At 70.2% G+C, this 13517-nt stretch carries 9 protein-coding genes; 4 read left to right on the top strand and 5 right to left on the bottom strand.

Translation table 11 applies throughout. From position 1 onward, the window contains the following. Positions 1–47: 47 nt before the first annotated feature. A complete protein-coding gene (locus tag KZ686_RS19445) occupies positions 48–2333 on the bottom strand; it encodes a mechanosensitive ion channel domain-containing protein (protein ID WP_265635052.1) in 2286 nt (761 codons plus the stop codon). A 235-nt stretch (positions 2334–2568) separates the two neighbouring features. Here KZ686_RS19445 and fusA point away from each other — a divergent pair, with 235 nt between their 5' ends. Next, entirely contained in the window at positions 2569–4674 is a 2106-nt protein-coding gene (gene fusA, locus KZ686_RS19440; protein WP_149318653.1) for an elongation factor G, read from the top strand. Between the two features lie 102 nt (positions 4675–4776). Here the strand turns inward: fusA and KZ686_RS19435 are convergent, their stop codons facing one another. Both KZ686_RS19435 and KZ686_RS19430 read right to left on the bottom strand, forming a co-directional pair. Next, on the bottom strand, positions 4777–5646 hold the full coding sequence (locus KZ686_RS19435; protein ID WP_149318654.1) for a crotonase/enoyl-CoA hydratase family protein: 870 nt from the start codon (positions 5644–5646) through the stop codon (positions 4777–4779). A gap of 82 nt (positions 5647–5728) precedes the next feature. Further along, the gene (locus tag KZ686_RS19430; protein WP_265635049.1) at positions 5729–6409 is read right to left on the bottom strand and encodes a histidine phosphatase family protein; all 681 of its coding nucleotides are present in this window, start codon (positions 6407–6409) and stop codon (positions 5729–5731) included. A gap of 196 nt (positions 6410–6605) precedes the next feature. Here KZ686_RS19430 and KZ686_RS19425 point away from each other — a divergent pair, with 196 nt between their 5' ends. Further along, positions 6606–8249, top strand: a complete 1644-nt coding sequence (locus tag KZ686_RS19425) for a pentapeptide repeat-containing protein (RefSeq protein WP_265635047.1) — start codon at positions 6606–6608, stop codon at positions 8247–8249. Here the strand turns inward: KZ686_RS19425 and KZ686_RS19420 are convergent. Beyond that, positions 8236–9201, bottom strand: coding sequence for a Bug family tripartite tricarboxylate transporter substrate binding protein (locus KZ686_RS19420; RefSeq protein WP_265635045.1), 966 nt, complete (start codon positions 9199–9201; stop codon positions 8236–8238). The two genes, KZ686_RS19425 and KZ686_RS19420, sit on opposite strands and share 14 nt — an antisense overlap. Positions 9202–9358: 157 nt before the next feature. After that, a complete protein-coding gene (locus KZ686_RS19415; protein ID WP_265635043.1) occupies positions 9359–10042 on the bottom strand; it encodes a TetR/AcrR family transcriptional regulator in 684 nt (227 codons plus the stop codon). Positions 10043–10336: 294 nt separating this feature from the next. Between KZ686_RS19415 and KZ686_RS19410 the strand changes: the two genes are divergently transcribed. Then, entirely contained in the window at positions 10337–11143 is an 807-nt protein-coding gene (locus tag KZ686_RS19410) for an IclR family transcriptional regulator (protein WP_149318658.1), read from the top strand. A gap of 144 nt (positions 11144–11287) precedes the next feature. Further along, on the top strand, positions 11288–13510 hold the full coding sequence (locus KZ686_RS19405) for an acetate--CoA ligase family protein (RefSeq protein WP_265635041.1): 2223 nt from the start codon (positions 11288–11290) through the stop codon (positions 13508–13510). Positions 13511–13517 lie beyond the last annotated feature (7 nt).

The following is a 13517-nucleotide window of genomic DNA, read 5'->3' as shown; positions in this document are numbered from 1 at the left end:
GGGCGGGTGGGAAGCGGTTCGAAGCGTTCTTCCTGTGCCAGGCATCCCTACGCCGCCCCCGCACTCCCCTCGCTTCCCGCAATCAGCGGCTTGACGTCCGCCGCGCCGCCGCCGTCCAGCTGCAGCGTCATGTAGGGCGAGGCCATGCGGATCCCCGCCGCGTCGAACTTCTGCTTCAGCGTCGCGTTGAACGCCCGCGTGATCTCGAACTGCGCCAGCGGCAACGTCTTGAACTGGGCCAGCACCACCGGGCCGGACGGATCGAAGCGGTCGAGCCCCAGGATGTCCAACCCCGACAGCAGCCGGTGCGTGAAACGGATGTCCTGCGCGATCTCGTCCCCCGCCTCGCGGATCAGCGCCATCGCGCGGTCCAGGTCGCTGTCGTAGCGCAGGCCGATATTGAAGACCGCGAAGGCATGGCCGCGCGACAGGTTCTTGATCGCCTTGATCTGGCTGTACGGCAGCACGTGCAGCGCGCCCTTGCCGTCGCGCAGCTTGATGGTCCGGATGGTCATGCCTTCGACCGTGCCGCTGTGGTCGGGCAGCTCGACCACATCGCCGATGGCAATCGAGTCCTCGATCACGATGAAGAGCCCCGTGATCAGATCCTGCACCAGCGTCTGCGCGCCGAAGCCGATCGCCAGGCCCACCACGCCGGCGCCGGCGATCAGCGGCGTCACGTTGACGCCGAGGTTGGCGAGCACCGCGATCAGCGCCATCACCAGCAGCGCGACGAACACCGCGTTGCGCAGCAGCGGCAGGATGGTGCGGGCGCGCATGCTGGGCGGCTGCCCGCGCCCGTGTCCCGGCGACAGCGCTTGCGTGATCGCGGTGTCGATCACCAGCCAGAACAGCCACGACAGCAGCACCGCGGCCAGCGCGCCGAATACCGCGTCGGCGAAGCGGCGGCCCAGCGCGGTCGAATGCATCAGATGCAGCAGCGAATTGCCCCAGACGCGGCTGGCGAGCTCCAGGAAACCCAGCCAGATCGCCAGGCGCACCAGCGCGACCCCAAAGCGGCCGAAGCGCGCCAGATAGGCCGAGCGCCGCTGCCAGCGTTGCCGCGGCCCGCGCTGGGTCGCCTGGGGCGAGCGTCCGGTCACCACCGTCAGCGCCAGCGCGGCGACCAGCAGCGCCACCGTCAGGATGGTCCGGCCCAGATAGTCGTCGGCATGGCCGGCGGCGAGCAGGGTGCCGACCACCGAGGCGCACACCACCGCCAGCACCGGCAGATGCCAGGTACCGCCGGCCAGCCGCAGCACATCGGTGATGGCGGGATGGGCCTGGCGGAAGGCCAACGGCCGGTTGGCGATCAGATGGCCGATCTGCCGCCGAAAACGCAGGCAGAACCAGGCCATCAGCAGCGCCGCGGCGATATTGGACAGATTGGCGGTCACGGCGGACAGGTTGACGCCGAGCGCGGCAATCACGCGCGCGTTGGTCGCGGCATCACCTAGCGCCGCCAGCGAGCCGATCGCGAACAGCACCGGGCGCGAGTGCTGGTGCAGGTCATGGACCGCGCGCCGCCGGTGCGCGGTGTTGAAGACGGCGAACAGCGTCTGCGATACCGCCGACAGCACCGCGCCGGCGACCAGCGCGTAGGCCACCGTCAGCGCCGCCACGCCGGCCGGCACCAGATGCAGCGCCAGCGCGCGCACGATCCAGATCGCCACGCCGAAGGCGATCGCCCACGGGCCGACCCGGCGCAGCATGAAGATGCCGACGTCGGTCCACGACGGCACGGTGGGCAGCTGGACCCGATCGACCGGCCGCATCAGCCGGCCCCGCACGCGCCGCGCCAGTTCGTGCAGCAGCCAGCCACCGACGGCCCAGCCCGCCAGCACCGCGGCGAACAGCTGCGCCGAACGCGGTGCGCTGCCCCGCCCGCGATCGGTCAGCGCCTGCTGCCATTCCTCGCCGGCAAAACGCAGGCGCCAGCTCCAGTAGCGCCACGGCCCCTGATCCTTGCCGAGCCGGTCGTCCACCTGCTCGACCGCTTCGGCCAGCGCGCCGACCAGTCCGCCGGCCTCGGCGTCCGAGGCCGCCGTCGCCGTGGAAGCCGCCGGGGCTGACGCGCCGAGGCCGTCGCGCACCGCCCGCAGCTGGCCGACCAGCGCCGCGCGCTGCTGGTCGTTCTGCAGCGTCTCGATGACCTGGTCCAGCGATTGCGCCAGCGGCACGCTGGCGGCGGCCTCGGAGGCGGGTGCCGACGTAGCGGACGGGGGATGGGCCGCGGGCTTGCCCAAGGGCGTGGCCGCACCGGCGTGGGGCACGGTACCGATCGCGCAGAGCCAGATCAGCGCCAGCCATGGCAGATGACATCGCAGGTTCATCGTCGCGGGAGCCTCGTCGAAACCGGTCCTCGGCCCGGTGGGCGGGCCGCCATGGGCGCACTGTAACCGATGCCCAAGGGCCGGACGACCGGTGTCCGTCCGACGCCGCGGAGCCGCCAATCCCGCGCCGCACGCAACTTCGCCGATAGTGCTACTCTAACTCCCCTCTTTTCTCCGACCCCTTTATTCAGGTTCTACTCAGGTTCTACTCAGGCCCCTAACTCAGGAGATTGTCGTGGCCCGCAAAACTCCCATCGAGCGCTATCGCAACATCGGCATCAGTGCGCATATCGACGCCGGCAAGACGACCACGACCGAACGCATCCTGTTCTACACGGGCGTCAGCCACAAGCTGGGCGAGGTGCACGAAGGCGCCGCCACCATGGACTGGATGGAGCAGGAGCAGGAGCGCGGCATCACCATCACGTCGGCCGCCACCACCGTGTTCTGGAAGGGCATGGCCGGCAAGTATCCCGAGCACCGGATCAACATCATCGACACCCCCGGGCACGTCGACTTCACCATCGAGGTCGAGCGCTCGATGCGCGTGCTCGACGGCGCGGTGATGGTCTACGACGCGGTAGGCGGCGTGCAGCCGCAATCGGAGACGGTCTGGCGCCAGGCCAACAAGTACGGCGTGCCGCGGCTGGCCTTCGTCAACAAGATGGACCGCGTCGGCGCGGACTTCTTCCGCGTGCGCGAGCAGATCGCCGAGCGCCTGAAGGGCGTGGCCGTGCCGGTGCAGATTCCGATCGGCGCCGAGGACCACTTCCAGGGCGTGGTCGACCTGGTGCGCATGCAGGCCATCGTCTGGGACGAGGCCAGCCAGGGCGTGCGCTTCGAATACCGGGAGATCCCGGCCGAGCTGGTCGACACCGCGCAGCTGTGGCGCGAGCGGATGGTCGAGGCCGCGGCCGAGGCCAACGAGTCGCTGCTGGAGAAATACCTCGGCGGCGAGGCGCTGAGCGAGGACGAGATCAAGGCCGGCCTGCGCCAGCGCACGATCGCCAACGAGATCGTGCCGATGCTGTGCGGCAGCGCGTTCAAGAACAAGGGCGTGCAGGCGATGCTCGACGCGGTGGTCGACTATCTGCCGTCGCCCGCCGACGTGCCGGCGATCCGCGGCCATACCGAGGACGATCGCGACGCCGAGCGCCATCCGAGCGACGACGAGCCGTTCTCCGCGCTGGCCTTCAAGATCATGACGGACCCGTTCGTCGGCCAGCTGATCTTCTTCCGCGTGTATTCCGGCGTGGTGAACTCGGGCGACACCGTCTACAACCCCGTCAAGGGCAAGCGCGAACGCCTGGGCCGCATCCTGCAGATGCATGCCAACACGCGCAACGAGATCAAGGAGGTGCGCGCCGGCGATATCGCCGCGGCGGTGGGCCTGAAGGAGGCAACCACCGGCGACACGCTGTGCGACCCGGCCAACGTGATCATCCTGGAGCGGATGACCTTCCCCGATCCGGTGATCTCGCAGGCGGTGGAGCCCAAGACCAAGGCCGACCAGGAGAAGATGGGCGTGGCGCTGAACCGCCTCGCGCAGGAAGACCCGTCGTTCCGCGTCAAGACCGACGAGGAGTCCGGCCAGACCATCATCTCCGGCATGGGCGAACTGCACCTCGAAATCCTGGTCGACCGCATGAAGCGCGAGTTCGGCGTGGAAGCGACCGTCGGCAAGCCGCAGGTCGCCTATCGCGAGACCATCCGCCAGGCGATCAAGGGCGTCGAGGGCAAGTTCGTCAAGCAGTCGGGCGGCCGCGGCCAGTACGGCCATGTGGTGATCGACCTGGAGCCGCAGCCGCAGGGCAAGGGCTACGAGTTCGTCGACGCGATCAAGGGCGGCGTGATCCCGCGCGAGTTCATCCCCGCGGTGGACAAGGGCATCCAGGAGACGCTCAATGCCGGCGTGCTGGCTGGCTTCCCGGTGGTGGACGTCAAGGTCACGCTGGTGTTCGGCTCGTACCACGAGGTCGATTCGAACGAGAACGCCTACCGGATGGCCGGCTCGATGGCCTTCAAGGACGGCATGCGGCGCGCGCGTCCGGTGCTGCTCGAGCCGATGATGGCAGTCGAGGTCGAGACCCCGGAGGAGTTTACCGGCAACGTGATGGGCGATCTGTCGTCGCGCCGCGGCATCGTGCACGGCATGGACGAGATCGCGGGCGGCGGCGGCAAGCTGGTGCGCGCCGAGGTGCCGCTGGCCGAGATGTTCGGCTACTCGACCTCGCTGCGTTCGCTGACCCAGGGCCGCGCGACCTACACGATGGAGTTCAAGCACTACGCCGAGGCGCCGGCCAACGTCGCCGACGCGGTGGTCAACGCGCGCCGACAGTAGGCTTCGAAGGCAGGGCGCTCCGACCCGGGGCGTCCCCGGCGCTAAAACGGACGGCGTTGAAACGAACGGCGCCCCATCGAACGTCGCTCAAACAAAAGTCGCTCAAACGAAAGGCGGCTCGCCCTGCCAGTCGAAGAAGTCGGGCATGTCGCGCGACACGGTCTGCGGGAACGCGGCCGGGCGCTTCTGCAGGAAGGCCTCGACGCCTTCCTTCGCGTCCGGCGAGCGCCCGCGCGACTGGATCGCGCGGCTGTCCAGCTTGTGCGCCTCCATCGGATGCGCGGCGCCCGCCATCCGCCAGATCATCTGCCGCGAGATCGCGACCGACACCGGCGCAGCGTTGTCGGCGATCTCGCGCGCCAGCGCGTAGGCCGCCGGCAGCAGCTCGTCGGGCGCATGCAGCGAGCGCACCAGGCCGCGCTCCAGCGCCTCCTGGGCCGGGAACACGCGGCCGGTGTAGCACCACTCCAGCGCGGTCGAGATGCCGACCACGCGCGACAGGAACCACGACGACGCGGCCTCCGGCGTGATGCCGCGGCGGGAGAACACGAAGCCGAACTTGGCCGTGGTCGAGGCCAGCCGGATATCCATCGGCAGCTGCATCGTCACGCCGATGCCTACCGCGGCGCCGTTGATCGCCCCGATCACCGGCTTCAGGCTGCGGAAGATCCGCAGCGCGACACGGCCGCCGCCGTCGCGGTGCGGCGCGTCGGCCGGCGCGCCGTAGCGCTTCTCGAAATCGAAGGTCGAGCCGCCCGAGGACAGATCGGCGCCGGCGCAGAACGCGCGTCCCGCGCCCGTCACCACCACCGCCCGCACCGCATCGTCGGCGTCAGTGGCATCGAAGGCCGCGATCAGCTCCTGCATCATCTGCGCGTTGAACGTATTCATCTGTTCCGGCCGGTGCAGCGTGATGGTGGCGATGCCGTCGGCGACGGCGTAGCGCAGCGTTTCAAACTGGGATGGTTGCATGGGGGCTCCGAGGTTGCCGATCAATGCCGGGAAGGTCGAGTGTGGCCGCTGACGCGCGATGGCGATGCCCGCGCCGCCGTGCTCAGGCGAAGGTGATCGCGCCGCGCCGGTCCGCGCGCTCCAGATGCGGCACGTTGTTGAAGCTGAGCAGCCGCTGCGTATTGCGGCCGCAAATGATTTCGCAGAAGGCGGTGTTGCGGAACTGCAGGTTCAGCTCGATCGCGGTCTGCGCCGGCGCGTGCAGCATGTCGGCCACTGCGCGGCCGATCGCGCCGCCCGAGCTGACCACCAGGATTGCGTCCTCGCGCGCCGAGCCCTCGGCGCCGTGCGCCAGCCCCGCCGCGATGCGCTGGCCAAATTCGTCCCAGCTCTCGGGCATGCCGGTCAGCGTGCCGGAGGTCCAGGCCGCGAAGGCCGCGCGGAAGGTACGCCAGTAGTCCGCATAGTCGCCGTTCTGATGCGCGCGATGATCGGCGCCGCCGGTGTGGGCGCAATACAGCGCCTCGCCGTCGTACTCGTTGAAGCCGGGATGGGTTTCGATCGTCAGTCCGGCACCGGCCTCGCCCATGGCGGCCAGGATCTCGCTGGCGGTGTCCTGCTGGCGCACCAGCGAGCCGGCGATCACGCGGCGGAAGCGCACGCCGCGCTCGACGAAATACTCGCCCAGCCAGCGCGATTGCTGCCGGCCCTGCGCCGACAGGCAGTCGTAGTTGGCCGCGCCGAAGGAGGCCTGGCCGTGGCGCACGAGAAATAGCGTTGCCATAGAGGGAGAACGGAAGGTTGGGAGAAGGCAGGTCCACCGGTCCGGCCGGCGGGCCGGCGATGGCCGTCGCGCTCGATTGTAGGGCGCGCTCCGAGTGCCGGCCAAGCAAGCGTGACACGCTGCATACCGGTCATGGCCGCGCTGCATTGTCGTCGTCGGCGTGCCTTTCGCGTCTCAAATTCCAAAAGGTGGCGGCATGTTACGCAAATGGCGTCGCCATACGCGGTTACCTTGGCGCCTGCCCGGAGGAGGGCGTTCTTCATTCCATCCAGACATCGGCATATCGGGACACCGGGGCACCTGGGACATCCCGGACAGCCCGGACATCCCGGTCATCCCGGACGTCGGGACATCAAGACATCAAGAGGTCGAGACGATGCGTACGTATCACACCCTGTCGTATCGCGACTGCACCGCCTTCAGCGCGGCAGTCGAATCGCCGCATCTCGGGCCGGCGATCAACGCGGCGCTCGTGCGCGGCGAACTGATCGAAGTCCAGGGGCATCGCTTCCGCCTGTCCCGATCCGGTTCCGGCTGGAAGATCAAGACCGCTTCGCTCTGGCAGATGACGCACCGGCAGCGCTTCGCGCGGCTGATGCGGTGCCTGCGCCTCGGTGGCGACGAAGTGCTGTGGGAAGCGAGGGTGCGCCGCTTCGTCAAGCATGACGCGCTGCGCGTGCAGGTCGATGGCGGTGGCGGTGCCGATGGCAACGGCGGTGGCAGCGGCGGTGCTGCGCGGCCGCGCGTGCTGCCTCGCTACGTCAACGGTTGGCTGCCGCCGGCTCTCGACCGGGGCAGCCTGTCGACGCAGAGCGCGGCCGCCGGCCGTCGGCGTCGCGCCGAGCTGCTGCAATACGTCCAGCGGCCGCACGCGGAACCCGACGGCGCATCGGAGGCCGCATCCGAGGGCGCATCCGAGGGCGCATCCGAGGGCGCATCCGAGGGCGCATCCGAAGGCGCGGGCAAGGTGCCGCCGCAGAGCCGGCCCGCCATGCCGCCGGGCATCGACCTGCGCCGGCTTTGTCCCGACGTCGCGGCGCATCTGTTCGGCCCAGGCGCGGACTTGCGCGGACGCAATCTGCGCGACAGCGACCTGGGCCCGCTCGATCTGAGCGGCGCCGACTTGCGCGGCGCGGTGCTGATCCGCTGCAAGGCCGCCGGGGCCAGCCTCGTCGGCACCGATCTGCAGGGAGCCGATCTGCGCTGTGCCGACCTGCGCGGCGCCCGGCTGGACGCGGCCAAGCTGTCCGGCACGCGGCTCGCCGCGGCCCGGCTGCAGAACGCCTCGCTGCATGGTGCCGATCTGCACGGCCAGACGCTCGACATGATGGCTTTGGCCGGTGCGACGCTGCACGGCGCGGACCTGACGGGCGCGCGCCTGGTGCTGGCCGGCGACGTGTTCACCAACGGCGCCGTACGCCGGGCCATGCTCAAGCCCTTGCATCAGCGCGAGGACAATCTGCTGTGGACGCTGGTCTCCCTGCCGGATCCGGACCGGCGCCGCGAATTGATGCGGGCGATCGTGCGGGCGCTTTGGCACGCCGTCACCCAGGGCGAGGACGTCTCCGACACCCATGATGCCCTCGCCGCGGTGCTGCTCAGGAACATCGACGACTATTGGGGCGACCCGCGCGACAAGAACGCCGACATCGCGTTGAACGGCTGGATCCAGACACTGGCCCGGCATCAGTGCCTCCGCCTGGCCGACGCGCTGCCCGAGCCCTGCGAAGGAGCGCTGCTGCAACTGGCGGACCGCTATCGCGCCATGTTTGCCGAGCGCGGCGGCCTGCCATGGGAGGTGCCGCTGAAGTTACGCTCGCAAGCCGTCAGTCGAGCCTGACGCCGGTATCGGCGGTCAGCTTCAGCACCACCGGCAGATAGGCGCGATACGCGCTGCTCGCCTCGGCCGGCAGATTGCCGACCGGCTCGGCGCCCATCTCGTCGATCCGGCGCGCCAGCGGGCCGCTCCTGACCAGCGCGCTGACCTCGCGCCCGAGCCGTTCGACGATGGCGGGCGGCGTCTTCGCGGGGGCCAGCAGCGTGGTCGGCCCGACGACCTCGTAGGCCGGATCGCGGTAACCCGCCTCGGCGAAGGTCGGCACATCGGGCAGGCCCACCGCCCGGCGCGTGCCGATCACCGCCAGCGGGCGCAGCTTGCCGGTGGCGATATGCTGCTTCAGCGCGGTCACCGAGCCGATTGTCATGTTGACCTGGCCCGCCAGCAGATCCGACACCATCGGCCCTTCGCCGCGATAGGGCACGTGCAGGATATCGAGGCCCTTCGTCTTGGCCAGATACGACTGGATCGTATGCGGCTGCGTGCCCGGTCCCCACGATCCCATCCGCAGCGCACCGGGATTGGCCTTCGCGTAGGCGAGCAATTCGTCGACGCTCTTGACCGGCAGCGTGCTGTTGACCACCAGCACGGTGCGCATGGTGGCGATGTCGGAGACCGGCTGCAGATCGGTGCGCGGGTCGTAGGGCAGCTTCCTGTACAGCGCCAGGTTGGCCGTGATCGGCCCGGGCACCGTCATCAGCAGCGTGTAGCCGTCGGGCGCGGACTTGGCGACATGGTCGGTACCGATGATGCCGCCCGCGCCGCCCTTGTTCTCGACCACGACCGGCTGGCCCAGCCGCTGGCTCAGCGTGTCGCCCAGCGTGCGGGCCAGCGTGTCGGTCGAGCCGCCGGCCGGATAGGGCACGACGATCCGGATCGGCTTGCTCGGGTAGGGGTCCTGCGCATGCAGCGGCAAGGCCGCCAGCGTCAGCAGCGCCAGGGTGGCGGCGCGCATCGCCGTCGTGCTTCGCGCCAACCATCGTGCCATCGTGTATCGCGCCATCGTGCATCGTGGCGCCTGATGCCTGGTCGCCTTGCTGCGTGGGTTCATGCTGGTCTCCGTCTTGTGATGATGGTTTGGGATCGCGATGGGCCCGGCCCGCTCGCTGGCTTCAATCCCGCATCGGCGCCAGATAGCTGCCGATCAGCCGCGCCATCTGCACCGGCAGTTCGTCGTCGTCCAGCCGCACCGGCAGCGGGTCATGCAGCAGCGCATTGACCAGCATGCCGAACACGGCTTGCATGGCGAAGCGCACCTTCGCCTCGGCCCGGGCGTCGTCGCCGAGCCGCGGCACCAGCAGCGCCACCATCCGGTCCGCAAAGGCCGTCGCACAGTCCCCATGGGGCTGCCACGCCTGGGGGCGAGCGCCGGCCTGCTGCAGCGCCGCCCGCAGCAGGCCCCGCTGGGCGCGGCAGCCGCGCACCAGCAGGCGCATCGCCTTGTCGAGCAGCACCGCGGTCGGCAGCGCGGCGCAGCGCGAAGACGCCAGATGGTGCGCCATCGCCTGCTGCGCCTCGTGTACCGCCGCCGTCTGCAACGCTTCGAAGAAGGCCGCCTTGTCGCGGAAGCGCCCATAGAAGGCGCCGACCGACAGCTCGCAGGCCGCGACGATCTGCGCCACCGAGATCGCTTCGAAGTCGCGCGTGGCCAGTAGCGTGCGGCCCGCCGCCAGCAGGGATTGCTCGGTATCGCGGGCACGCTGGCGCTTGGGCGCGTGCAGCAGCGAACGGGTGTCGAGGGCGGGGAAGGCGCTGCGCGCGGTGCCCGGCAGCGGGAACGGGGAGGCAGGGGTCATGGCGGCTTCGGGAGGCGGCTACGGATACGGGTGCGGACAAGGGATGCGGACAGGGATGCGGACAGGGATGCGGACAGGGATGCGGACCGGAATGCGGACCGGAATGCAGGCTCGACCGGCGACGCCGATGCGTGCGCCATCTGTCCGGCCCAGCGTCCGATCCAGTGTCCGGTCACGTTAGGGGCACGCGCGGGGAGCGTCAACGGAAGCCGCTCTATTTCCAATATCTGGAAATTCGTTCCATCATTTGACGGTCGTTGCCGAGGCCACCCACACTGGATTTCAGGAGACAACATGAACACGCCGGTCGAACAATTCATCGCCGAGCGCCGCCGCGACGACCCGTCGTTCGGCGGCCTGCTCGCCAAGGGCTTTGCCTTGCTGCGCTGCTTCATCGACGAGCCGCAGCCGATGGGCAATGGCGAACTGTCGCGCCGGCTGCAACTGCCGCGGGCCACGGTGTCGCGCATCTGCAAGACCCTGTACGAGCTCGGCTATCTCGACTGGGACCCGAAGCTCGACAAGTACTTCGTCAGCGCGCAGGTGCTGGCGCTCGGCTACCCCTACCTGACCGGCCTGCCGATGCGGCATACCGCGCGGCCGCTGATGCAGGCGCTGGCCGACCGCATCGAGGGCGCGGTGTCGATGGGCGTGGCGCACCGGCTCGACGTGACCTATCTGCTCACCTGCACGCACAACGAGGGCACGCCGGCGCGGCCGGGTGTCGGCGCGGTGCGTTCGGTGCTGAACACCGGCATGGGTCGCGCGTTCCTGTGTACGCTGTCCAAGGCCGAGTTCCAGCGGCTGATGGAGATCGCCCAGCGCGAGCGTCCCGACGAATACGCCGCCAGCTACGACCGCATCTGCCACAACGTCGCCCACTATCCGAAACGCGGCTTCGCGACCAACGAGGGCGAGGCGGGCATCGGCGTGCATGGCGTCGGCATCTACTCGCGCATCGTCTATCTGAACCGCCCGCTGCTGTTCAACTGCGCGATCGCCGGCAGCAAGCTGCGCCGCGGCATGCTGGAAAAGCGCGTGGCGCCGATGCTGGTCGAGATGGTCCGCAGCATCGAGCAGGCAGCGGGCGTCGGGCGATAGCGCACGCCGGGCCGCCGCCCGGCCACCGCCGGCGTGGCACGTTCCCGCAGCGGGTTCCGGCGACCTGGCGAACGCGACAACATGAGAGACACCACGATGCCGCCGCCACGGCGGCATCGGCCCACAACGATAACGGAGACATCGATGCCAGACCCGACCCCTGCGCCGACCCCCGCGCCGACGCGCGAACCGACCCCCGCACCGCTCCCCGACCTGACCGCCTTGCTGCGGCCGCGCTCGATCGCCGTGATCGGCGCCTCGTCCCAACCCGAGAAGGTCGGCGGCATGCCGATCCGGTTGCTGCGCGAGCTCGGCTACGGCGGCCGCGTGCATCCGGTCAACACGGCATCGGCCGAGATCCAGGGGCTACCCGCCACGCCCTCGCTTGCCGCGCTCGGCGAGCCGGTCGACCTGGCCATCGTCGCGGTGCCGGCGCTGGCCAGCGCCGACGTGATGGCGCAGCTGGCGGCCAACGGCACGCGCGCGGCGGTGTTCTTCACGTCTGGCTTCGCCGAGGTCGGCGAGGAGGGCACCCGCATGCAGCAGGCGCTGGCCGAGCAGGCGCGGCATCACGGCATCACGCTGCTGGGGCCCAACTGCCTGGGTGCGATGAACCTGCGCGAGCGCATGTTCGCAACCTTCTCGCCGATTCCGCTGAGCGGGCTGCCGCCGCTGGGCGATGTGGGACTGGTCAGCCAGAGCGGGGCCTTCGGCGCCTATGCCTTCGCGCTGGCGCGCGAGGCCGGGCTCGGCCTGAGTCACTGGGTCACCACCGGCAACGAGGCCGGGCTGCAGGTGGCCGACGTGATCGAATGGCTGGCGCACGACGACGACACACGCGTGATCCTGGCCTATATGGAAGGCTGCCGCGATGGCGAGCGGCTGCGCCGCGCGCTCGCGGCGGCGCGCGCGGCCGGCAAGCCGGTGGTGGTCGCCAAGGTCGGCGTCACCGAGGCCGGCGCGCGCTCGGCGCAATCGCATACCGCCAGCCTGGCGGGCGAGGACGCGGTCTACCAGGCGGTGTTCGACGAATACGGCGTGCATCGCGCCGAATCGCTGGAGGCGTTCTTCCGGCTCGGCTACGTGCTGTCGCGCGGCCGCCGGCCGTCGCGCTGGCACAGCGCCAGCGGCCTGGCCGCCGATGCGGTGGCGCCGGTGGCGATCGTCACCGTGTCCGGCGGCGTCGGCATCATGATGGCCGATCGCGCCGAGCAGCTGGGTTTGCCGATGCCGGCGATGCCGGCTGGCCCGGCTGAAGCGCTGCGTGCCGCGATCCCGTTCGCCAGCACCGCCAATCCGATCGACGTGACCGGCCAGATCGTGGCCCAGCCGCGCGTGTTGCTGGACGCGCTGCGCGACGTTGCCGAATGCGGGGAATACGGCAGCGTAGTGGCGTTCCTGGCCGCCGGCGCCAATGCACCGGCGCTGTGGCCCGAGCTGCAGCGCACCGTCGCCGCGCTGCACGAGACGACCGCCAGCGCGCCGCTGCTGCTGTGCGGGCTGGTGGCCGACGATCGCCGCGCCTGGCTGGAGCAGCACGGCTGCCTGGTGTTCCGCGAGCCCGCGCATGCGATGGAAGCGGTTGCCGCGCTGGCGCGTGCGGCGGCGCAGGGTGCGGAAAGCCGCGGCGAGTCCGCGGCTGAGGCCTTGCCACAGTTGCCACAGTTGCCACGTATTGCCGCCGACGCCAACGCGCTGTCCGAACACGAGGCGATGCAGTTGCTGGCCGAGGCCGGCGTGCCGGTGGCCCCGCACGGTCTGGCGCGCGATGCCGACGAGGCGGTGCGCATCGCCGATCGGCTCGGCTATCCGGTCGCGGTCAAGCTGTGCTCGCGCGAGATCCTGCACAAGAGCGATGTCGGCGGCGTGGCGTTGAACCTGCACGATGCCGATGCGGTGCGCGCGGCCTTTGCGCGGGTGCGCGACGCGATCGGCCGGCATGCGGCCCGGCATGGCGGTGCGCCGGTGCCCTTCGAGGGCGTGGTGGTGGCGCGCATGGTGCGCGGCTGGGGCGAGCTGATGGTCGGCGTGCGGCGCGACCCGGTGTTCGGGCTCGTCGCGCTGGCCGGCATCGGCGGCACCGCGGTCGAGGTGTTCCGCCAGATGGCATTCGGACTGGCGCCGCTGTCGATGCCTCGCGCGCTGGCGATGTTGCGCGACAGCCGCGCCGAGGCGCTGTTCGCCGGCCATCGCGGCAATCCGGCCGTGCCGCTCGAACAGGTGGCCCAGGTGCTGGTGCGCGTGTCGCAGTCCGCCGCCGCGATCGGGCCGCGGCTCGACACGCTGGAGATCAATCCCTTCATCGTCACGGCCGACGGGCCGGTGGCGGCCGACGCCGTCATCACGCTGCGGCACGACGCGCATTGAAACCCCA

Source organism: Cupriavidus cauae, assembly GCF_026210475.1.
GTDB classification, from domain to species: domain Bacteria; phylum Pseudomonadota; class Gammaproteobacteria; order Burkholderiales; family Burkholderiaceae; genus Cupriavidus; species Cupriavidus cauae.
The sequence above is the reverse complement of the archived record's forward strand: the minus strand, read 5'-3'. Positions and strand labels throughout refer to the sequence as shown.

Bases quoted from the DNA above. Each gene is read 5' to 3' on its own strand.
- KZ686_RS19420 (WP_265635045.1), bottom strand. From the start codon at position 9,201: ATGCGCGCCGCCACCCTGGCGCTGCTGACGCTGGCGGCCTTGCCGCTG.
- KZ686_RS19435 (WP_149318654.1), bottom strand. From the start codon at position 5,646: ATGCAACCATCCCAGTTTGAAACGCTGCGCTACGCCGTCGCCGACGGC.
- KZ686_RS19425 (WP_265635047.1), top strand. From the start codon at position 6,606: ATGTTACGCAAATGGCGTCGCCATACGCGGTTACCTTGGCGCCTGCCC.
- KZ686_RS19415 (WP_265635043.1), bottom strand. From the start codon at position 10,042: ATGACCCCTGCCTCCCCGTTCCCGCTGCCGGGCACCGCGCGCAGCGCC.
- KZ686_RS19445 (WP_265635052.1), bottom strand. From the start codon at position 2,333: ATGAACCTGCGATGTCATCTGCCATGGCTGGCGCTGATCTGGCTCTGC.
- KZ686_RS19410 (WP_149318658.1), top strand. From the start codon at position 10,337: ATGAACACGCCGGTCGAACAATTCATCGCCGAGCGCCGCCGCGACGAC.
- KZ686_RS19430 (WP_265635049.1), bottom strand. From the start codon at position 6,409: ATGGCAACGCTATTTCTCGTGCGCCACGGCCAGGCCTCCTTCGGCGCG.
- KZ686_RS19405 (WP_265635041.1), top strand. From the start codon at position 11,288: ATGCCAGACCCGACCCCTGCGCCGACCCCCGCGCCGACGCGCGAACCG.